General features: G+C 64.6%; 23 protein-coding genes and 1 pseudogene. 21 read left to right on the forward strand and 3 right to left on the reverse strand.

Features of this window, described 5'->3' with window-relative positions; genetic code table 11:
• Position 1 precedes the first annotated feature (1 nt).
• From ACQZ5K_RS24300 to ACQZ5K_RS24335, 8 genes are all read left to right on the forward strand, one after another.
• Entirely contained in the window at positions 2-310 is a 309-nt protein-coding gene (locus ACQZ5K_RS24300; RefSeq protein ID WP_003522330.1) for a Dabb family protein, read from the forward strand.
• Positions 311-565: 255 nt separating this feature from the next.
• The gene (locus ACQZ5K_RS24305) at positions 566-1,732 is read left to right on the forward strand and encodes a phage portal protein (RefSeq protein ID WP_078054266.1); all 1,167 of its coding nucleotides are present in this window, start codon (positions 566-568) and stop codon (positions 1,730-1,732) included.
• A 195-nt stretch (positions 1,733-1,927) separates the two neighbouring features.
• Positions 1,928-2,248, forward strand: a complete 321-nt coding sequence (locus ACQZ5K_RS24310; protein ID WP_020808622.1) for a DUF6107 family protein — start codon at positions 1,928-1,930, stop codon at positions 2,246-2,248.
• Positions 2,249-2,276: 28 nt separating this feature from the next.
• A complete protein-coding gene (locus ACQZ5K_RS24315; protein ID WP_080852454.1) occupies positions 2,277-2,849 on the forward strand; it encodes an HK97 family phage prohead protease in 573 nt (190 codons plus the stop codon).
• 30 nt (positions 2,850-2,879) lie between these two features.
• Positions 2,880-4,148 (forward strand): phage major capsid protein, encoded by a 1,269-nt coding sequence (locus tag ACQZ5K_RS24320; RefSeq protein WP_448741706.1) that lies wholly within the window; start codon positions 2,880-2,882, stop codon positions 4,146-4,148.
• A gap of 189 nt (positions 4,149-4,337) precedes the next feature.
• Positions 4,338-4,907, forward strand: a complete 570-nt coding sequence (locus ACQZ5K_RS24325) for a head-tail connector protein (RefSeq protein WP_448741707.1) — start codon at positions 4,338-4,340, stop codon at positions 4,905-4,907.
• Between the two features lie 3 nt (positions 4,908-4,910).
• Positions 4,911-5,246, forward strand: a complete 336-nt coding sequence (locus tag ACQZ5K_RS24330; RefSeq protein ID WP_448741708.1) for a phage head closure protein — start codon at positions 4,911-4,913, stop codon at positions 5,244-5,246.
• Positions 5,243-5,638, forward strand: a complete 396-nt coding sequence (locus ACQZ5K_RS24335; RefSeq protein ID WP_338810175.1) for a DUF3168 domain-containing protein — start codon at positions 5,243-5,245, stop codon at positions 5,636-5,638. Before ACQZ5K_RS24330 ends, ACQZ5K_RS24335 begins: the two co-directional genes overlap by 4 nt.
• A gap of 7 nt (positions 5,639-5,645) precedes the next feature.
• Here the strand turns inward: ACQZ5K_RS24335 and ACQZ5K_RS24340 are convergent, their stop codons facing one another.
• Positions 5,646-6,845 (reverse strand): MFS transporter, encoded by a 1,200-nt coding sequence (locus tag ACQZ5K_RS24340; protein WP_448741709.1) that lies wholly within the window; start codon positions 6,843-6,845, stop codon positions 5,646-5,648.
• A gap of 90 nt (positions 6,846-6,935) precedes the next feature.
• Here ACQZ5K_RS24340 and ACQZ5K_RS24345 point away from each other — a divergent pair, with 90 nt between their 5' ends.
• From ACQZ5K_RS24345 to ACQZ5K_RS24355, 3 genes are read left to right on the forward strand one after another with little or no spacing between them, the layout of a single operon-like run.
• A complete protein-coding gene (locus ACQZ5K_RS24345; RefSeq protein ID WP_269830680.1) occupies positions 6,936-7,343 on the forward strand; it encodes a phage major tail protein, TP901-1 family in 408 nt (135 codons plus the stop codon).
• Positions 7,343-7,702, forward strand: coding sequence for a gene transfer agent family protein (locus ACQZ5K_RS24350; protein ID WP_137003136.1), 360 nt, complete (start codon positions 7,343-7,345; stop codon positions 7,700-7,702). The genes ACQZ5K_RS24345 and ACQZ5K_RS24350 overlap by 1 nt, the downstream gene beginning before the upstream one ends.
• Positions 7,699-7,908 carry a rcc01693 family protein gene (locus tag ACQZ5K_RS24355; RefSeq protein ID WP_448741710.1) on the forward strand — a complete coding sequence of 70 codons (210 nt, stop codon included), beginning with the start codon at positions 7,699-7,701 and terminating at the stop codon, positions 7,906-7,908. The genes ACQZ5K_RS24350 and ACQZ5K_RS24355 overlap by 4 nt, the downstream gene beginning before the upstream one ends.
• A 5-nt stretch (positions 7,909-7,913) precedes the next feature.
• Here the strand turns inward: ACQZ5K_RS24355 and ACQZ5K_RS24360 are convergent, their stop codons facing one another.
• On the reverse strand, positions 7,914-8,318 hold the full coding sequence (locus ACQZ5K_RS24360; protein ID WP_020808630.1) for a DUF2442 domain-containing protein: 405 nt from the start codon (positions 8,316-8,318) through the stop codon (positions 7,914-7,916).
• Positions 8,311-8,538 (reverse strand): DUF4160 domain-containing protein, encoded by a 228-nt coding sequence (locus ACQZ5K_RS24365; protein WP_031233366.1) that lies wholly within the window; start codon positions 8,536-8,538, stop codon positions 8,311-8,313. The genes ACQZ5K_RS24360 and ACQZ5K_RS24365 overlap by 8 nt, the downstream gene beginning before the upstream one ends.
• 111 nt (positions 8,539-8,649) lie before the next feature.
• Here ACQZ5K_RS24365 and ACQZ5K_RS24370 point away from each other — a divergent pair, with 111 nt between their 5' ends.
• The 10 genes and pseudogenes from ACQZ5K_RS24370 to ACQZ5K_RS24415 all read left to right on the forward strand — a co-directional run bounded on the left by ACQZ5K_RS24370 (position 8,650) and on the right by ACQZ5K_RS24415 (position 18,336).
• Positions 8,650-9,231: a phage tail tape measure protein gene (locus tag ACQZ5K_RS24370; RefSeq protein ID WP_448741711.1), complete on the forward strand. Its 582-nt coding sequence runs from the start codon at positions 8,650-8,652 to the stop codon at positions 9,229-9,231.
• Between the two features lie 56 nt (positions 9,232-9,287).
• Entirely contained in the window at positions 9,288-9,926 is a 639-nt protein-coding gene (locus ACQZ5K_RS24375) for a phage distal tail protein, Rcc01695 family (RefSeq protein WP_448741712.1), read from the forward strand.
• On the forward strand, positions 9,923-10,807 hold the full coding sequence (locus ACQZ5K_RS24380) for a DUF2163 domain-containing protein (protein ID WP_448741713.1): 885 nt from the start codon (positions 9,923-9,925) through the stop codon (positions 10,805-10,807). The genes ACQZ5K_RS24375 and ACQZ5K_RS24380 overlap by 4 nt, the downstream gene beginning before the upstream one ends.
• Positions 10,804-11,238: a C40 family peptidase gene (locus tag ACQZ5K_RS24385; RefSeq protein WP_448741714.1), complete on the forward strand. Its 435-nt coding sequence runs from the start codon at positions 10,804-10,806 to the stop codon at positions 11,236-11,238. The genes ACQZ5K_RS24380 and ACQZ5K_RS24385 overlap by 4 nt, the downstream gene beginning before the upstream one ends.
• 15 nt (positions 11,239-11,253) lie before the next feature.
• A pseudogene (locus ACQZ5K_RS24390) lies at positions 11,254-15,013 on the forward strand (baseplate multidomain protein megatron).
• Between the two features lie 34 nt (positions 15,014-15,047).
• Positions 15,048-15,254, forward strand: coding sequence for a hypothetical protein (locus ACQZ5K_RS24395; protein WP_035262738.1), 207 nt, complete (start codon positions 15,048-15,050; stop codon positions 15,252-15,254).
• Between the two features lie 137 nt (positions 15,255-15,391).
• On the forward strand, positions 15,392-15,646 hold the full coding sequence (locus ACQZ5K_RS24400; protein WP_003497070.1) for a hypothetical protein: 255 nt from the start codon (positions 15,392-15,394) through the stop codon (positions 15,644-15,646).
• 94 nt (positions 15,647-15,740) lie between these two features.
• The gene (locus ACQZ5K_RS24405; protein WP_003509815.1) at positions 15,741-16,412 is read left to right on the forward strand and encodes a response regulator transcription factor; all 672 of its coding nucleotides are present in this window, start codon (positions 15,741-15,743) and stop codon (positions 16,410-16,412) included.
• Positions 16,402-17,802, forward strand: coding sequence for a sensor histidine kinase (locus tag ACQZ5K_RS24410; RefSeq protein ID WP_003521230.1), 1,401 nt, complete (start codon positions 16,402-16,404; stop codon positions 17,800-17,802). The genes ACQZ5K_RS24405 and ACQZ5K_RS24410 overlap by 11 nt, the downstream gene beginning before the upstream one ends.
• Before the next feature lie 105 nt (positions 17,803-17,907).
• Positions 17,908-18,336: a hypothetical protein gene (locus ACQZ5K_RS24415; RefSeq protein WP_080818775.1), complete on the forward strand. Its 429-nt coding sequence runs from the start codon at positions 17,908-17,910 to the stop codon at positions 18,334-18,336.
• Positions 18,337-18,452 lie beyond the last annotated feature (116 nt).

The following is an 18,452-nucleotide window of genomic DNA, read 5'->3' on the forward strand; positions in this document are numbered from 1 at the left end:
CGTGATCCGCCATATCGTCTTTTTCACCGTTCCCGAGGAAAACCGCGACGCCGTGCGCAGGGGGCTTTCCGGCCTCACCGCGATACCGCATTCGCTGAAGCTGGAAATCGGCGAGAACGTGAAGAAGGACCAATGGGGCAATTCGGTCGATTTCATCGTCTATGGCGAGTTCGAAAACGAGGCGGCGCTCGCCGCTTACAAGGCCGATCCCGCTTATGATCTTTCGACCCGCACGGTAAAGCCGCTGCGCGAGACCCGCGTTGCCGCCGATTTCGACAGCGATACGGCGGTGAAAGCGCCGATCCGGTAAACGTCCGGTTTCGGCTGCGAAAGTGACGTGCATCCGCACGTAGTCCGCTGAGAACGGGGGGAAGCCTTTCCTTCGTCGTAGGGCTGAAGCCCCTGTACCCTCATTCCTGTGCTCGTCACAGGAATCCAGTAGACGCGCGTCTGCGCGGCGAGAAGAGTCTTTTCAGCCCAAGGACTTGGGCTGGCTGGATCCCTGTGACAGGCACAGGGATGAGGGCATCGGGGCCTGAGCCGCCATCAAAACAAGGACAACTCCATGCGATTTCCCTTTTCCCTGCCGTGGCTGCGCCCGGCGGATGGCAGAGCCGTGCCTGAAAGCCGGAAAATGGCCGATGGCTTCATGGCGGTTGCCGTGCAGGGCGGACAGGCTTTCTGGTCGGGCCGGTCCTATGCCGCACTTGCCCGTGAGGGCTTCATGAAGAACCCGGTGGCGCACCGGGCCGCCCGCATGGTGGCGGAGACCTCGGCTTCCGTCAGCTGGCTGCTTTATGATGGCGAAGAGGAACTCGCCGATCATCCGCTCCTGGCACTGCTTTTAAAACCGGGCGCCCATATGGGCGGGCCGGATTTCTTCGAGGCGCTTTATGGTCACCTCATGCTCGCCGGAAATGCCTATATCGAGCCGCTGATGGTGGGCGGGCGGCTGCGCGAGCTGCATCTTCTGCGGCCCGACCGGGTCAGCATCGTCGAAGGGCCGGATGGCTGGCCGGTGGCCTATGATTACCGCGCCGAGGGCCGCGCCTCCCGGCGCATCGCCGCCGAGCGCGACGGGCTGGGGCTGCTACATTTGAAACTTTTCCATCCGCTGGATGACCGGGCGGGTTTTGCGCCGCTCGCCTCCGCAGGGGCCGCGCTCGATCTGCACAATGCCGCCAGCCAGTGGAACAAGCGCCTGCTCGACAATTCCGCCCGGCCCTCCGGCGCGCTGGTCTACCAGCCGAAGGAGGGCGGCAATCTCTCCACCGAACAATATGAGCGGTTGAAGCGTGAGTTGGAGGAAGGCTATCAGGGGGCGATGAATGCCGGCCGGCCTTTGCTGCTGGAAGGCGGGCTCGACTGGAAGGCCATGGGTCTTTCGCCGCGCGACATGGATTTTCTCGAGGCCCGCAATGGGGCGGCGCGCGATATCGCGCTTTCGCTCGGGGTGCCGCCGATGCTGATCGGCATTCCCGGCGACAATACCTATGCTAACTACCAGGAGGCGAACCGCGCCTTTTATCGCCTGACCGTCCTGCCGCTCGTTTATCGCACGGCGGCGAGGCTCTGCGGCTGGCTTTCTCCGGTCTTCGGCTCTGGGCTGAGGCTCGAACCCGATCTCGACCGGATCGCCGGGCTTGCCGGCGAGCGGGATGCGCTCTGGGCACGCATCGGCGCGGCCTCGTTCCTGAGCGACGAGGAAAAGCGCGAAGCCGTCGGTTATTGATCGCCGCCCCGGCGGGATCGAAACCCCGGTTTCCCGTTCAATCATTTTCTGAAGAAGCGGAATCTCCCTGTGAGCTCTTCCGCCCAAGCGATTCCGAAGATTCGCAAAATCACCCGGCGCAGGCGCGTAAAAAGCGCCTGCGTGCGACGCGGCGCGTCCGCCCGATAACCACATCCTAGAACGGAATGATTACCCATGTCTGAATTCGCCAATGAGGCCGGCATCTGGGCCGCCCGCATCACCGGCGCCGTGGCGGGCGCGGGTGTATCGCTCGTTTATCTCCTGCCGAAAAGCAAACGCGAGGCCGCGAGCCGTTTCATCACCGGCGTTTCCTGCGGCATGATCTTCGGCGGGCCTATCGGCCTGTGGATCGTGCAGCAGCTCGATATCGCCGGCGCGCTTTCGGGCCGGGAAATCATGGTGGCGGGTTCCGCCGCCGCCAGCATGGGCGCGTGGTGGGGGCTGGGCGTGCTGGTGCGCATCGCCGACCGTTACGGTGCGCGCCCGCGCGCCTGACACTTCCTTCACATCGCAGGAGTTTTCCATGCACGTTTATCGCGGGCCGCGTCCCGCCACGCGCAAATTCGCCAATCTGGAACTGCGCGGCATTGCCAGCGACGGCACCTTTTCCGGTTATGCCAGCGTTTTCGGCGAGGTCGATCTCGGTCAGGATGTCATCGAGCGCGGCGCTTTCCGCCGCTCCATCGAGGAGCGGGGCGCAGCCGGCATCCGCATGCTCTACCAGCACGATCCGGCCGAGCCCATCGGCGCCTGGCGCACCATCCGCGAGGACGAGCGCGGCCTTTATGTCGAGGGCGTTCTCGCCCCCGGCGTCGCCCGCTCCCGCGAGGTGCATTCGCTGATGAAGACCGGGGCGCTGGACGGGCTGTCCATCGGATTCCGAACGGTGCGTTCCGGCAAGGCGGCGAGCCAGGGGGTCCGGCGCATCCTGGAGGCCGACCTCTGGGAAATCTCGGTCGTGACCTTCCCGATGCTGCCTTCGGCGCGCGTTTCCGATGTCAAGCATGCCCGCTTCTTCCGCGACCGCGAGACCGAGCTGGTGCGCACCATGCGCCGCGCCGCCCGCGCGCTGTTCGACACGACACCCAAACGCTGACTTCCGGACAATCACCAACAAGGAAACGACATGACAGACCAGATGACGAAACCGGCCCCGATGACCGTCGCGCCGCAGGTGAAGGCCGTGCCCGATACGATGACGGCCGCCTTCGATGAGTTCATGGAGGCCTTCGACGCCTTTCGCGAGACCAACGACCAGCGGCTTGCCGATATCGAGCGCAAGATGGGCTCTGATGTCGTGACCCGCGACAAGCTCGACCGCATCGACAGGGCGCTCGACGACAACCGCCGGATCATGGACGATCTGGCGCTCAAGAAAGCGCGCCCCGCGCTTGGCCGCAAGGACGCGCTTTCCCAGGATGCCGAAGAGCACAAGGCCGCTTTCGAGGCCTATATCCGTCGCGGCGAGGAGGGCGCGCTGCGCGATCTGGAGGCCAAGGCCTTTGCCGGTTCGACCGGGGCCGATGGCGGTTTTCTGCTGCCGAACGAGACGGATGGCGAGATCGGCCGGCGCATGACGGCGATTTCGCCGATCCGTGCGCTGGCGACCGTGCGGCAGGTTTCCGCCGCCGTGCTGAAGAAGCCCTTCTCGCCCGGCGGCATGACGACCGGCTGGGTTTCCGAAACGGCGGCGCGTCCGCAAACGGCAACGCCGCAGCTCGCCGAGCTTTCCTTCCCGACCATGGAGCTTTACGCCATGCCGGCGGCGACACAGGGCCTGCTGGATGATGCGGCAGTCGATATCGAAGCCTGGATCGCCTCCGAAGTGGACATTGCCTTTGCCGAACAGGAGGCCGCCGCCTTCATCGCCGGCGATGGCGTCAACAAACCCAGGGGTTTCCTCTCCTATGCCGCCGTCGCCAATGATGGCTGGAGCTGGGGCAATATCGGTTATGTCGCGACTGGCGTTTCGGCCGGTTTCGCTTCGGCCGGGCCGATGGATGTACTGCTCGATGCCGTTTATGCGCTGAAGGCCGGCCACCGCCAGAACGGAACCTTCCTGATGAACCGCAAGACGCAAGGGGCGCTGCGCCGCTTCAAGGATACCAGCGGCGCCTATCTGTGGCACCCGCCCGCCGCCGCCGGCCAGCCGGCCTCGCTGATGGGATTTCCGGTGACGGAGGCGGAGGACATGCCGAATGTGGCGGCCAACAGCTTCGCCATCGCCTTTGGCGATTTCCGCGCCGGTTACCTCGTCGTCGACCGTACCGGGGTGCGCATCCTGCGCGATCCCTATTCGGCCAAACCCTACGTGCTGTTCTACACCACCAAACGCGTGGGCGGCGGCGTGCAGAATTTCGAGGCGATCAAGCTGGTGAAATTTGGGGTGAATTGACCGCAGACCTTGCGGCCCTTTCTTCTCCCCGTCGGGGAGAAGATGCCCCGAAGGGGCAGATGAGGGGGCAAGCTCTCCGAACACATCTACCCTTGCCCCTTATCCCGTTGCCGCGGACTTCTCCCCCTCGGGGAGAAGAAACAAGCGGCGCCCGCTCGCTAATGCGACTACCTTTCTTCCGGAGACCCCATGACCTATGCCCTCATTCATCCGCCGCAGGCGGAGCCGCTGACGCTTGCCGAGGTGAAGGCGCATCTGCGACTTGATGGCGGCGATGAGGACGCGCTTCTTGCCGCGCTCATCCGCACCGCCCGCGAGCATCTGGAACGTACGACCGGGCTTTGCCTCATCCGTCAGACCTGGCGGCTTTATCTCGACCGGTGGCCTGAGAACGGCGTGATTCCGATTGCCAGGACACCGGTGCAAGCCATCGAAACTATACTGGTTTTTGACGGTGAGGGGCGCTCGGCGGATATCACCGCCGGGGAAAAATTGCTCGATGGCGCGGCGCGTCCCGCAAGGCTGTGGCTGCGCGATCCGCCGGGCCCTGGACGGGCGATGAACGGCATCGAGATCGATTTCATTGCCGGCTACGGCGAAGCGGGAACGGATGTGCCCGACACGCTGAAACGCGCCATGCTGATGCATGTGGCGCAGATGTTCGCCTTTCGCGGCGCGGTCGCCCCGGAAAACCAGCCCGCCGCCATTCCCGCAGGTTACGAGCGGCTGGTGGCGCCCTTCTGCCGTCTGGGGCTTTGAGAGATGAACCTTGTTTTTCTCGATCCCGGCAAGTTGACGGCGCGGCTGGAACTGGACGTGCGGACCGAAACGTCGGACGGGCAGGGCGGTGCTGCCGAAAGCTGGAATTTCCTGCGGTCGCTCTGGGCTGCGATCGAACCCGTTTCGGAGGCGTCGCATGAACGCGCCTCGGCCGAGGGCGTGACGATCACCCATCGCGTCTGGCTGGCTTACCGCGGCGACATCGCCGCCGGCATGCGCTTTCGCAAGGGCCGCCGCATTCTGGCGATCCGGGCGGTGATGGACCCGGATGAGACGCGTCGCTTCATCGTCTGCCGCTGCGAGGAGGAGAGCCGATGAGCGCCGCAAATCTGCTTCTGCAGGCAATTTTCGCAAGGCTCGGCAGCGATGCGGCGCTAACGGCGCTTATCCCCGGCGGCATCGTCGACCGGCTTCTGCCGCGCGCGCTTCTGCCGTGCATCGTTATCGATGATCTCGAAAGCCGGGACTATTCGACGGCGACGGAAAGAGCCGAGGAGCATTTCCTGTCGCTGCAGATATGGAGCGATGCCAATGGCCGCAGGGGCGCCGGCGAAATCGTCGACCGGGTGAAGATCCTGCTCGATGATGCCGCGCTGCCGATTGCCGGCGTCTCTCTCGTCAATCTGCATCTTCTTTCCAGCCGCTCGCGGCGCGAGGCGAAGACACGGAATTTCATCGCGGAGATGCGTTTCAGGGCGGTGACGGAGTAGCGCCGTTTCAGGAGCCCTGCCTGCGCACGGTTTTCCACAGAACGATCAGCAGCAGAAACGAAATGCCGATCAGCACGGAGGCGATGGTGAGCATGGCGGATACGCCGCCGCGATCCAGCGCCAGGGTGAAAATGACCGGCGCCACGGCAATGGCGAGGTTCTGCGGCAGGGAGATGCGCGCGGCCTGAAGCCCATATTCTTCCGGCGAAAACACAGCCAGCGGCAACACGGCCCGGCTGACGGTGAGCACGCCGGCGCCAAAGCCGAAGAAAACGATGAAACCGATGAAGGCAGGCATGGCCGGAGCAAAAACGAGCAACAGCAGCAGGGAAAAGAGCAGCAGACAGAAGCCGATCATGGCGGTGAGGAAGGGATTCCCGCGCTTCCCGAGCAGGAAATCCAGCCCGCGCGCCGTAATCGCAAGGACGCTGCGTGCCGATGCCAGTTGCACCGCAAGCGATTGCGTCGCGCCGGCCTGAACCAGAAGCAGCGGCAGGAGCGGTGAGAGGCCGAAGGTCGTAAACGCGCTGATCGTCGTCATGGCGGCCAGCAGCACGAAGGCGCGCCGCGTATCGACCGGTGAGGGCGACATCGCCGTCTCTTCTTTCGGCTTTGCCTCTTTTCGGGCCGGCCGGCCGGGAAGCACGAAAAGATAGAGCGGCAGCAGGATGAAGATTTGCAGACAGGCATAGGCGGCAAGCGTGCCGCGCCAGCCGAGATGCTGATCGGCAATGGTGGTGACCGGCAGGAAAACCGCCGCCGAAAGCCCGGTGAACAGCATCAGCAGCGTCAGCAGCCGGCCGCTTTCCGCGCCCACACGTTCCACCACGGCCGCATGGGCCGCCGTCGTCAGGCCGCAGGTGGCGGCAAAACCCATCACGGCCCAGCCGAAGAGATAGCTCATCGCCCCGCCCGCAAAGGCGAGCATGGCAAAGCCGGCCGCGAAGAATACCGAACCGGCCGCCAGCATCGGCGCCGCGCCGTGGCGCATCAGCATTCTTCCAAGCAGCGGGCCGCACAGGGCGCTGATGGTCATCATGATCGTGAGGCCGGCGAAAACCACGCCGTTGGTGATGGCCAGTTCCTTGCCGATCCGTGGCCCGAGGACGGCCAGCATATCGAAACCGCTACCCCAACTCACGATCTGCCCGACCGCAAGCACGCCGATAAGGCGCGCGCGAGACGTCAGGGGGGTAGCGTCGGACATGGTGAGATCGCGGGGTGCGAGGTGCAGGAATGCTTTTGGTAGCAGGCCCTTCGCAGCCCCGCAACAGCAATCGAGACGAAAGGAAACAACATGGTGGCGCAGAAGGGCAAGGACCTGCTGCTGAAGATCGACAATGCCGGTTCCTACGCAACCGTCGCGGGGCTGAGGACAAAGCGGCTGGCCTTCAATGCCCAGGCGGTCGATGTGACAGATGCCGAAAGTGCGGGGCGCTGGCGGGAGCTTCTTGCCGGCGTCGGCGTGCAGCGGGCATCGCTCACGGCCTCCGGCATCTTCAAGGATCAGGCGAGCGATGCGCTGGTGCGCGGCGCATTTTTTGCGGGCAGCATTCCCGGCTGGCAGATCGTCATTCCCGGTTTCGGCATCGTTACCGGGCCGTTCCAGATCGTGGCGCTCGAATATTCCGGCCGTCACGATGGCGAGGTGCAATTCGAGATCGCGCTGGAATCGGCCGGTCTTCTCACATTCGGAGCGCTGTGATGGCTGAGCGTCTGCGTTACGGGCGGGCGAACCGCCATCGCGGCGAGATCGAGGCGCTGATCGACGGCGAAAGGCGCGTTCTCTGCCTGACGCTCGGGGCCTTGGCCGAACTCGAAACCGCCTTTGCAGCCGACGACCTCACCGCGCTCGCCGAACGTTTCGCGAGCGGCCGCATGAAGGCGGTCGACATGGTAAGGGTGATCGGCGCGGGCCTGCGCGGTGCGGGTAATGTCTTTTCCGATGAGGATGTGGCCGCCGCCACGGTGGAAGGCGGCATTGCCGGCCATGCCGCCATCGTCGCCGATCTTCTGACCGCGACCTTCGGCGGCCTGAAAGGCGAGACACCACCGGACCCTTGAGCGCCGCAGCAGGCGAAGCGACGCCGCGCCCGTTCCCCTGGGAGGCGGCGATCCATGCCGGCTTCTGCCTGCTGCGGCTCTCCTCAGAAACCTTCTGGCGGCTGACCCCGCGGGAATTCTTCGCGATGACGGGCGGCAACGCCGTTCTCCTCGGCCCCGACCGTCAGGCGATGGAGGCGATGATGCGGCGTTTTCCGGATGGGTGACGGCGTCAGGGCATTTTTCGTGGACGGCCGCCCTTCGCGCCGTTCGCGCGACTGGCTGCCGTCTTGGCCGGAGAGCGGGATTGCCCGCCCTTGCGCTGCGTTTCCATGAATGTGCGGCTGCCGAAAATACCGTTCATCAGGCCGCTGATCGTATAGTCGACATCGAGGGTTTCCCAATGCAGACCCGTCTCGCCGAGCAGTTCGACATCCGCAAGCTGTTCGGCGGTCGCGTCCTGCAAGCCTTCGAGCGCTCGCGCGGGAAACATGAAGCAGGCGCCGTTGGCGAAATCGACGATGACACGGGCAGAGGCCGTTTCGAAACGCACGGAAACCGGAATGGGGCGCTCGGCGCGCTCTTTTTGCCAGCGTTCCTTGGCGGCGGCGAGTTCGGCATCGCTGACCTCAACCATGATATCGTCTCCAGGTTTCCATAAACAGCTTCCGGTTTTCCTCGATGACGGCGACGGCGCGCCGCACATCCCGGTCCGACATGCCGCCCTGTGTGAGAACGACGAGGCTGACAATGTCGATACGGGCTTCACCCTCTCCATAAACATGAGCATGCGGCGGCTCGTGATCGGCCGTGTAGATGACAAAACGCATGCCATGCTGGCGGAGAACCGTGACCATGAGAACCATAACCCAAGAAGTTGGGTTTTAAAAGAGTGTGGGTTGAAGCAGCGGTTTTGAGAGCTGTTTCAGCACCATGCATTCCCCAGTTGAATCAGAAAGGCAAGCGCGATGGCGGGCGAAGGATCGATGGCGGAGAACCGGGAAGAGGTGGAGGCGCTGTCCGAGGTGATGGGCGATCTCGAGCGCCGGTCCGAGCGGTTCGGTGCGGCCCTGACCTCGGCCCTGCAGGCGGCGACGGCGGGCGGCAAAGGGCTGGACGATGTGTTGCGCGGGGTGGGGCAGCGGCTGTCCGGCATCGCACTTTCGGCCGGTCTGAAACCGCTGGAGGGCATGATCGGCAATGCCGTCAGCGGGCTGTTGAACGGCGGCGGTTCGCTGTTCGCTTTTGCCGATGGCGGTGTGCCGGGACGCGGCATCACGCCTTTTGCCGATGGCGGCGTCGTTTCCAGCCCCGCCTTTTTTCCGATGGGCGGCGGGCTTGGCCTGATGGGCGAGGCGGGGGCGGAAGCGATCCTGCCGCTGAAGCGCGGTTCGGATGGCGCTCTCGGCGTTGCCGCGCCGTCCGGCGGCGGCGGGGCGCAGATCGTTTTTAACGTGACGGCGACGGATGCTGCGAGCTTTCGGAAAAGCGAAGGCCAGATCGCGGCCATGCTGGCGCGCAGCGTCGGGCGCGGCCAGCGCGGATTGTGACGCACGCGCGTCCTCCCACGTTTCAAGACCACCGAAAAGAATCCAGGAACAACGACATGGCGGCATTTCATGAAGTGCGGTTTCCGCTGCGGCTCGCGCTCGGAGTGAGCGGCGGGCCGGTTAGGCGGACGGACATCGTCAACCTGTCCAATGGCCGCGAAAGTCGCAATCAGCGCTGGAGAAACGCCAGACGCAGCTATGACGCCGGATCCGGTATCCGCTCCATCGCCGATCTTTATGAGGTGCTCGCCTTTTTCGAGGCGCGGCGCGGCGAACTTTACGGCTTTCGTTTTCGCGATCCGGTGGATTTCAAATCCTGCCCGCCGGGGGAGAAGCCCGCCGCGACCGATCAGAGGATCGGCACCGGCGACGGCGTGACAGCGGGTTTTCAGTTGCGGAAGACCTATGCCGATGCCGGCGGCTCCTTCGTGCGGCGGATCGAGAAACCGGTCGAAGGCTCGGTCATGGTTTCGGTCGAGGGGGTGAAGGTCGAAGCGGCTGATGTGGCGGTCGATCATGTAACCGGCATGATCGTGTTCCGTGCGGGGCGGGTGCCGCCCGCCGGCGCCGCGATCCGCGCCGGTTTCGAATTCGACGTGCCGGTCCGCTTCGGGATCGACCGTATCGACGTGAACCTGACCGCTTTCGAGGCGGGCCGTATTCCCTCCATTCCACTGATGGAAATCCTGCCATGAAAACCATTCCCGCCGCCTTTGCCGGGCATCTCGGGCAAGATGCGACGACCACATGCCATTGCTGGAAGGTGACACTGAGGGACGGTGCGGTGATCGGTTTTACCGATCATGACGAGGCGATATCACTCGGTGGTCTGTCCTACCTCGCCGCCAGCGGTTTCGCTGCGAGCGATAACGACGGCGAAACGGGACTGGGTGCCGGCGCCGGGGAGGTGGCGGGCGGTTTTTCGAGCGAGGCGATTGCGGAGGACGATGTGGCCGCCGGACGTTTCGATGGGGCGAGGGTGGAGCTTTTCCTCGTCAACTGGCAGGCGCCTGACCAGCATGTGCTGCTGAACAGGCGAGAGATTGGCGAGGTGACGCGGGCCGGCGGGGCGTTTCGCGCCGAGCTGCGCAGCCTTGCCCATCGCCTCGGCCAGCCGCAGGGCAGGGTCTATGGGCGGCGCTGCGACGCCGCCCTTGGCGACAGGCGTTGCGGTGTCGATCCGGCCCGCTTTACCGGGCATGGCAGCGTGGCGGCGGTGGATGCCTCGGGCGGCCTGCTCGTCTCCGGGATCGATGCCTTTGCCGATGGTTTTTTCAGTCGGGGAAAGCTGCGTTTTCTGACCGGCTCGCTCGCCGGCAAGGGGTTTGATCTCGACGGGCAGGAGCGGCGTGACGGCGGGGTGCTTCTGTCCTTCTGGCTGCTGCCGGAACAGCCGCCTTTGCCGGGAGATACGTTTTCCGTCACCGCCGGCTGCGACAAGAGTTTTTCCACCTGCCGGGCGAAATTCGCCAATCATCTGAATTTCCGGGGCTTTCCGCATCTACCGGGGGCGGATTTCGCCTATTCCTATGCGGCGGGCGGCGAGAGCCATGACGGCGGGGCGCTGTTTTCATGAGCGATCCCGGCGAAAGAGTGCGGGCGCTCGCCGAAGGCTGGATCGGCACGCCCTATCGGCATCAGGCCTCGTTGAAGGGCGTCGGCTGCGATTGCCTCGGCCTCATTCGCGGCATCTGGCGCGACCTTTACGGCCACGAACCGGAATTGCCGCCGCCCTATGCGCCCGATTGGGCCGAACGCGGCGGCGAGGACCGGCTGATGGCGGCCGCAAAACGCCATTTTCCGGCGGTGGCGAGCCTGGAAGAGGCAAGGTCGGGAGACCTGCTGCTGTTCCGCTGGCGGGCCGATGCGGCGGCAAAGCATCTGGGCATTCTCGCCGGTCCGCAGCATTTCATCCATGCCTATGAACAGGCGGCGGTGGTGCGTTCGGCGCTGGTGCCCGGCTGGCGGCGGCGCATCGCCGGCGTCTTCCGTTTTCCTGATCCCTGATTTTTCGAGGCAAGCATGGCGACAATCGTTTTTCAGGCGGCGGGCGCGGCACTCGGCGGCATTTTCGGTCCTTTGGGCGCGGTGATCGGCCGGGCGGCTGGGGCGCTGGCGGGCAATGCCATCGACCGCACGCTGCTTTCGAACGGGCGGACGGTAACGGGCGCGCGGCTCTCGACCGCGCGCATTCCGGGGGCGGATGAGGGAGCGGCGATCAACCGGCTTTACGGGGCAGCTCGGATCGGCGGCACGCTGATCTGGGCGACGCGTTTCGAAGAAAGCGTGGAGGTGGAGCGGCGCGGCGGCAAGGGCAATCGCGGCCCCAAAGTGGAGACCTTTCGGTATTTCGCCAGCTTTGCCATCGGCCTGTGCGAAGGCGAGGCGGCAAGGGTGCGGCGCGTCTGGGCCGATGGGCGGGAGCTGGACCTGAGTGCCGTGGAGATGCGCTTTTATCCCGGCAGCGAGACGCAATTGCCCGATCCCCTGATCGAGGCGAAGCAGGGGGCGGGCAATGCGCCGGCCTTTCGCGGACTGGCCTATGTGGTGTTCGAACGCCTGCCGCTCGACGGCTTCGGCAACCGCATTCCGCTCATGCAGTTCGAAGTGGTGCGGCCGGTCGGCCGGCTGGAAAAATCCATCCGCGCCATCACCGTCATTCCGGGGGCAACGGAACATGGTTACGCCACCGCGCAGGTTTCCGAAAGAACGGGGATCGGCCAAAGCCGCGTCATGAACCGCAACGGCCTGACCGCTTCGACCGACTGGGGTGCTGCGATCGACGAGTTGCTGGATCTGTGCCCCAATCTTGAGAGCGTGGCGCTGGTGGTGAGCTGGTTCGGCACGGATATGCGGGCGGGGGAATGCCGCATTCTGCCGGGCGTGGAAGTGGCCGGCCGGGATGGGGAAACCATGCCATGGTCCGTCGCCGGCATGTCACGCGATGAGGCGCATCCTGTCAGCCATCATGACGGCGGCCCGGCCTATGGCGGCACGCCGAACGACGAAAGTGTGTTGCAGGCGATAGCCGATCTCAGGGCGCGCGGCCTTCGGGTGTGCCTTTACCCCTTCGTGATGATGGATGTTCCCATCGGCAATGGTCTGCCGGACCCCTACGGCAAAAGCGAACAGGACGCCTATGCCTGGCGCGGGCGCATCACCTGCTTTCCCGCACCCGGCAGGGCCGGTTCTGCGGATCGCAGCGCGGGCGCAAGGGCGCAGGTTTCCGCCTTCTGCAACCGTGACGAAGGCTATCGTCGCATGGTGCTGCACTATGCGGCGCTGGCGGCCCGGGCTGGCGGGGTGGATGCTTTCCTGATCGGCTCGGAGCTGCGCGGGCTGACGGCGCTGAGAGACGAGAATGATGCTTTTCCCTTTGTCGAGGAACTGGTGCGGCTGGTTGGCGATGTGCGGGCGATATTGGCGCCGGCGGTGAAGCTGACCTATGCGGCGGACTGGAGCGAATATTTCGGCCATCAGCCGGCGGACGGTTCGGGCGACGTGTTCTTCCATCTCGATCCGCTCTGGGCGAGCCCGAATATCGACGCCATCGGCATCGACAATTACATGCCGCTTTCCGACTGGCGCGACGGGGATGCCGCAAACGGCAATCCTGACGGCATGACCGGCCCGGACGATGTGAGCGCCTTCCGCCGCACTATTACGGCGGGAGAGGGGTTCGACTGGTATTATGCCAGCGATGCGGACCGCGCCGCGCGGCGGCGCACGCCGATTACCGACGGGCTGAAGGGCAAGCCGTGGGTGTTCCGTTACAAGGACTTGCTCAACTGGTGGGGAAACCTCCACTACGACCGGGTGCGGGGTGTGGAGAAAACAACGCCGACGGCATGGGCGCCGCGCTCGAAGCCCATCTGGTTTACCGAACTCGGCTGCCCGGCGGTGGACAAGAGCGCGACGCGCCCCAATGTCTTTCCCGATCCGAAATCGGCGGAAAACTCCTTTCCCTATTTTTCCCGCCGCAACCGCGCCGACAGCCAGCAGCGACGGTTTCTGGAGGCGCATCTCGACCATTGGGGAAAGGGCGATGCGGCGATGGTCGATGCAAACCGGGTCTATCTGTGGACCTGGGATGCGCGGCCTTTCCCTGCCTTTCCGCAGAATGGCGCGGCATGGAGCGATGGCGGCAACTGGCGCACCGGCCACTGGCTGAACGGGAGGCTGGGCACGGCAACGCTCGCCGATGCCATCGCCGCCATCCTCACCGATCACGGCTTTTCAGACTTCGACGTTTCCGCCGTCAGCGGCGATCTGGGAGGTTATGTGCAGGGCGACGTGACCTCGGCCCGCAACCTCTTGGAGCCGCTGATGGCGGCGTTTCAGGTGGACGTGACGGAAGATGGCGGAACCCTGCGCTTCCGCTCCCGCAATACGACGGTCTTGCCGGTGCGGGATATTGCCGTGCTGGCCGATCTGGAGGATGAGCCGCTCTGGTCAGAAAATCGCGGCCATGACAGCGATTTCGCGGCTGAAGCCGTGCTGACGTCCTTCAACCCCACGCTGGATTACGAGCAGGCAAGTGTACGGTCCCGCCGCATCGACAATGCCGGCAGCCGGATGATGCGGCTCGATCTTAACGCCGCCCTGCCTGCGGAAACGGCGGAAGCCGCCGTCGAGGCGCTGTTGCGCGACAACCGGCAGGCGCGGCGCAGCCTGCGCTTTGCTCTGCCGCCTTGCGATATCGCGCTTGAACCGGGTGATTGTATCCGCCTGCCGGAAGGGGCTTTTCCGCAGGCGCCGGCAGGGCGGTTTCTGGTCAGCCGGATCGAGGACGGCGCGGTGCGGCAGGTGGAGGCGCGGGCCTTTTCCGCGGTCTTTCCGGTCTTTGCCGGCGGCGCTGAGGAACGGCGCAGCAGCGGGACAAGCGGAGCCGAAGGTTTCGCGCCCGAGGTGCTGTTTCTCGATCTGCCCTACCATGACGGCACCGCGCCGGAGGATTCGGCGCGGATTGCGGCGCTTGCAAAGCCCTGGCGGCCAATCATCATTTCCGCGTCGCCGGGCAGGGAAGGTTACCGGCAGCGCGTGCTGCTGGACCGCCCGGCGATGATCGGCGCGCTGGCAATGCCGCTGACATCGGGCCCTTCCGGCCGTTTCGACCGGAAAAACACAATCCTCATCGATCTGCCCTTCGGCGAGGTATCGTCGGCCGGGGAGCTTTCGGTGCTGAATGGCGAGAACCGTCTCGCCATCAAGGCGGCGAACGGCGTTTGGGAGATCGTCGCTTTCGCAAAGGCCGAGGAAATCGCACCCTCGCGCTGGCGGCTCTCCTCTCTTCTGCGGGGACTGGCCGGCACGGAAGACGCGCTCGCCGCAGGCGCGCCAAAAGGTGCGCCGGTGGTGGTGCTGGATGCGGCGGTGCAGCCGCTCGGTCTTGCCACGAGCGAGCGCGGGCGACGCCTGAACTGGATCGCGGAAGCCGCCGGAATGGCGGGCGCGCCGAGCGGTCCTTTTGCCTTCGAGGGCGGCCTGCGGGCGCTGACACCGCTCGCGCCGGTGCATCTTGCCGCCGAGCCGGGCGGAGGCCGACGGCTGGGATGCGAGCGACATCCCGCTGGACGAGCCCTTCGAGCTTTATCGCATCGAGGTGCTGGACGGCGAGACCGTGCGGCGCATGGCGGAGGTTTCGCAACCCTTCTGGTTTTACCCTGCCGCAGACGAACTCACAGATTTCCCGGCATTGCGGGATCACATTTCCGTGCGTGTCCGAATGCTCGGCCGCGCGGTGCCCTCGGGCGTGGTGGCCGAGGCCACCCTCCCGATCTGACATGTGCCTGAAAAACAACGCAAAGGATGAGACTATGGACAGTACCAAAGCATGGTATCAATCGCGCACGATCTGGGGCGCCCTGGTCGCGGTTTTCGCACCGCTTTTCAGCATCGCCGGCCTCGATCTGCCCGCCGGTCTGCAAGGAGAACTTGCGGACGGGCTGGTGACCGTTGCGGGCGGAATCGGCGGTCTGGTCGCACTTTACGGCCGCCTTTCCGCGACCAGCGCCATTCGCTGACAGCGCCCGCGACCACGCCGTTCCCGCCTTGCGCCCATGCGGCGGGGGCGGCATTCATTTGCCATTCAGACGCTTTGCGCTACATATTCGGTCACAATACGGTTCGAGACGCACCCGGTTTTTTGGAAGTTTGTAGAATGGCATCACCTCTCATCATCGCGACGCTTGCAGCCGGGCTTTCCGGTTTCACGGCGCCCGAGGCTGATCTGCAGGGCCATTACATTCTGGCGGCGAGCGATTGCGGCGCAGCCGTCGCCCGCGTCGTGCGCGAAACCGGCGGTCAGCTGCTTTCGGTCTATCCTTCCGGTGACGGTCAGTCCTGTGTCGTCACCGTTCTCGTCCAGGGCAATGGCGAACGCCCGCGCAAGGTGACGATGCGCGTGCCGATGTAGCTTGCCCGCATCGCCGAAATATCGGAAAACAATCCGACACATTTAGCATGACCGGCGACGCGCCTGCGGGCCGGGATACAGGAAAGGGCGGACAATGCGTATTCTCGTTGTTGAGGACGATGCCAATCTCAATCGTCAGCTGACCGATGCGCTGAAAGAAGCCGGTTATGTCGTCGATCAGGCATTCGACGGCGAGGAAGGCCATTATCTCGGCGATACCGAACCCTATGACGCCATCGTCCTCGATATCGGCCTGCCGCAGCTCGACGGCATCACCGTCGTTGAAAAATGGCGTGCGGCCGGCAAGGCCATGCCGGTGCTCATCCTCACCGCCCGCGACCGCTGGAGCGACAAGGTTGCCGGCATCGACGCCGGTGCAGATGACTATGTGACGAAGCCTTTCCATGTGGAAGAAGTGCTTGCCCGCGTGCGCGCGCTCATCCGCCGCGCCGCCGGCCATGCTTCTTCCGAACTGGTGTGCGGCCCGGTCCGGCTCGACACCAAGTCTTCCAAGGCGACCGTCAACGGCACGACGCTGAAGCTCACCTCGCACGAGTTCCGGCTGCTGTCCTATCTGATGCACCACATGGGCGAGGTCGTCTCGCGCACGGAGCTGGTCGAACATATGTACGATCAGGATTTCGACCGCGATTCCAACACCATCGAGGTGTTTGTCGGCCGTTTGCGCAAGAAGCTCGGGGTTGATCTGATCGAGACGATCCGTGGTCTCGGTTACCGGATGCAAGCGCCGGCAGATGCGAAGTAATTCTCTCACCGCCCGCGTTCTGCTGCTCGCCTCGCTCTGGTCGGTGCTGGCGCTGGTGGTGATCGCCGTCGTGATCTCGACGCTTTACCGGCAGGGGGTGGAGCGCAGCTTCACCGATCTTCTGAGGGCGCAGCTTTATAACGTCATCAATTCCGTGACGATTTCCAACGAGAACACGCTGGCGGGCAGCCCGCAGCTCGGCGATCTGCGCTTTTCGCAGCCCGATACCGGCTGGTACTGGGTTGTCGAGCCGCTCGGCAATTTCCAGACCGCGCCGCTGGTGTCGTCGTCGCTCGGCGTCTCCACCCTGCCGGTGCCGAGCATTCTCGATGCGCCCTTCGACAACCGCTATGAGCGCTTTTATGCAGTCACCGACGAGGCCGGCAATCAGGTGCGCGTGGCGGAAACCGAAGTGGTGCTGGATGGCGAGGGGCGCGCGGCGCGTTTCCGTGTCTCCGGCAATCTGAACGTCGTGGAAGACGATGTGCGCGATTTCTCCAACAGCCTTTATCTGGCGCTCGCCGTTTTCGGTGTCGGCAGTCTCGTCGTCAACGGTCTTGCCATTCTCTACAGTCTGCGACCGCTCGATCAGGCTCGCGTCGCGCTCGGCAAGATCAGGGGCGGGGAGGCGGAAAGCCTCGAAGGCGAATTCCCGCGTGAAATCCAGCCGCTCGCCAATGAGGTCAATGCGCTGATCGACAGCAATCGCCGCCTCGTGGAGCGCGCCCGCATGCAGGTCGGCAATCTCGCGCATTCGCTGAAGACGCCGATCGCCGTTCTTCTGAACGAGGCCCGCACGCTGGAGCCGCAGCATGGCGATCTGGTGCGGGCGCAGGCGGACGCCATGCAGGCGCAGGTGCAATCCTATCTCTCCCGCGCCCGCATCGCCGCCCAGCGCGGCTCGATCCTTGCCCGCGTGGAAGCGGAACCGGCGCTGGAACGGCTGGTGCGCGTGATGCGCCGCCTGAACCCCGACAAGCAGTTCGTGCTGAATTTCGAGCAACCCGGTGCGGTACTCGGCATGGAGCAGCAGGATCTGGAAGAGGTCGTCGGCAATCTTCTCGAAAATGCCGCGCGTTTTGCGCAGACGCGCGTGGTCATCACGCTTGCGACCGGCACGCACCCATCCTCCGATGCGGAAATCGCCCGTCGCTCCTGGGTGGAGCTGACGGTGGAGGACGACGGGCCGGGGCTTGAGCCGGAACAGATCAGCGAAGCGATGAAGCGCGGGCGGCGGCTGGACGAGAGCCGGCCGGGCACGGGCCTCGGATTATCGATCGTTTCCGAGGTGGTGTCAGAGTACCATGGCCGGTTTTCGCTGTCGCGCAGCGCCATCGGCGGCCTGAAAGCCGATCTGATTTTGCCGGGCCTTTCGAAAGAGCTTGCGTGAGGCAAGAAAAAAGGCAAGAAATTCAATGGCACTATATTGGGTGCAATGCGGTAGGAAAGAGGACAGGGTTTGGTTGACGTGTATGATGGCTGCCGCTCCGTGACAATGCGTTCGCTGGTGTCACGCCCGGCACTTCTCTCGATCCTGTGCGTATCGATGCTGAGCGCCTGCACCACCACGGGCACCCGCCCGGCGGGCGGCGGCCTGTTCGGCCGTTCATCGCAGCCTTCGACGCCGTTCCTTGCCAATCTGGAAGGCGGCATTGTCGGGAGAAGCGGCGTGCAGCTCGACAGGGGTGACCAGACCAAGGCGCTGGAAGCCGAATATAAGGCGCTGGAAACGGCCCCCGTCGGCACGCCTGTGTCGTGGACCGGCGATGACGCCAAGGGGCAGGTGGTCGCCAATGCGCCCTACCAGGTCGGCAACCAGAATTGCCGGCAATATTCGCACACCCTGACCGTCGACGGACGCGAAACCAGGGCGCGCGGCGCAGCCTGCCGCAATGCCGATGGAAGCTGGTCGCCGCTGACTTGAAATAGTTTGACGTAAATCAAGGTCACGGACCTTTTGCGATGACAAGAAGAGGCATGGCGGTGCAGCCGGGAGATGGCCTGCGGTGCGGCGTGATGTCTCAAATTCACGTCATCCCC

The sequence above is a fragment of the Agrobacterium sp. 22-226-1 genome (assembly GCF_053522345.1).

Excerpts from the sequence above, each read along its gene's own strand:
- ACQZ5K_RS24305 (WP_078054266.1), top strand. The coding sequence starts at position 566 with ATGCGATTTCCCTTTTCCCTGCCGTGGCTGCGCCCGGCGGATGGCAGA.
- ACQZ5K_RS24310 (WP_020808622.1), top strand. The coding sequence starts at position 1,928 with ATGTCTGAATTCGCCAATGAGGCCGGCATCTGGGCCGCCCGCATCACC.
- ACQZ5K_RS24315 (WP_080852454.1), top strand. The coding sequence starts at position 2,277 with ATGCACGTTTATCGCGGGCCGCGTCCCGCCACGCGCAAATTCGCCAAT.
- ACQZ5K_RS24320 (WP_448741706.1), top strand. The coding sequence starts at position 2,880 with ATGACAGACCAGATGACGAAACCGGCCCCGATGACCGTCGCGCCGCAG.
- ACQZ5K_RS24325 (WP_448741707.1), top strand. The coding sequence starts at position 4,338 with ATGACCTATGCCCTCATTCATCCGCCGCAGGCGGAGCCGCTGACGCTT.
- ACQZ5K_RS24330 (WP_448741708.1), top strand. The coding sequence starts at position 4,911 with ATGAACCTTGTTTTTCTCGATCCCGGCAAGTTGACGGCGCGGCTGGAA.
- ACQZ5K_RS24335 (WP_338810175.1), top strand. The coding sequence starts at position 5,243 with ATGAGCGCCGCAAATCTGCTTCTGCAGGCAATTTTCGCAAGGCTCGGC.
- ACQZ5K_RS24340 (WP_448741709.1), bottom strand. The coding sequence starts at position 6,845 with ATGTCCGACGCTACCCCCCTGACGTCTCGCGCGCGCCTTATCGGCGTG.
- ACQZ5K_RS24345 (WP_269830680.1), top strand. The coding sequence starts at position 6,936 with ATGGTGGCGCAGAAGGGCAAGGACCTGCTGCTGAAGATCGACAATGCC.
- ACQZ5K_RS24350 (WP_137003136.1), top strand. The coding sequence starts at position 7,343 with ATGGCTGAGCGTCTGCGTTACGGGCGGGCGAACCGCCATCGCGGCGAG.
- ACQZ5K_RS24360 (WP_020808630.1), bottom strand. The coding sequence starts at position 8,318 with ATGGTTGAGGTCAGCGATGCCGAACTCGCCGCCGCCAAGGAACGCTGG.
- ACQZ5K_RS24365 (WP_031233366.1), bottom strand. The coding sequence starts at position 8,538 with ATGGTCACGGTTCTCCGCCAGCATGGCATGCGTTTTGTCATCTACACG.
- ACQZ5K_RS24370 (WP_448741711.1), top strand. The coding sequence starts at position 8,650 with ATGGCGGGCGAAGGATCGATGGCGGAGAACCGGGAAGAGGTGGAGGCG.
- ACQZ5K_RS24375 (WP_448741712.1), top strand. The coding sequence starts at position 9,288 with ATGGCGGCATTTCATGAAGTGCGGTTTCCGCTGCGGCTCGCGCTCGGA.
- ACQZ5K_RS24380 (WP_448741713.1), top strand. The coding sequence starts at position 9,923 with ATGAAAACCATTCCCGCCGCCTTTGCCGGGCATCTCGGGCAAGATGCG.
- ACQZ5K_RS24385 (WP_448741714.1), top strand. The coding sequence starts at position 10,804 with ATGAGCGATCCCGGCGAAAGAGTGCGGGCGCTCGCCGAAGGCTGGATC.
- ACQZ5K_RS24395 (WP_035262738.1), top strand. The coding sequence starts at position 15,048 with ATGGACAGTACCAAAGCATGGTATCAATCGCGCACGATCTGGGGCGCC.
- ACQZ5K_RS24400 (WP_003497070.1), top strand. The coding sequence starts at position 15,392 with ATGGCATCACCTCTCATCATCGCGACGCTTGCAGCCGGGCTTTCCGGT.
- ACQZ5K_RS24405 (WP_003509815.1), top strand. The coding sequence starts at position 15,741 with ATGCGTATTCTCGTTGTTGAGGACGATGCCAATCTCAATCGTCAGCTG.
- ACQZ5K_RS24410 (WP_003521230.1), top strand. The coding sequence starts at position 16,402 with ATGCGAAGTAATTCTCTCACCGCCCGCGTTCTGCTGCTCGCCTCGCTC.
- ACQZ5K_RS24415 (WP_080818775.1), top strand. The coding sequence starts at position 17,908 with ATGCGTTCGCTGGTGTCACGCCCGGCACTTCTCTCGATCCTGTGCGTA.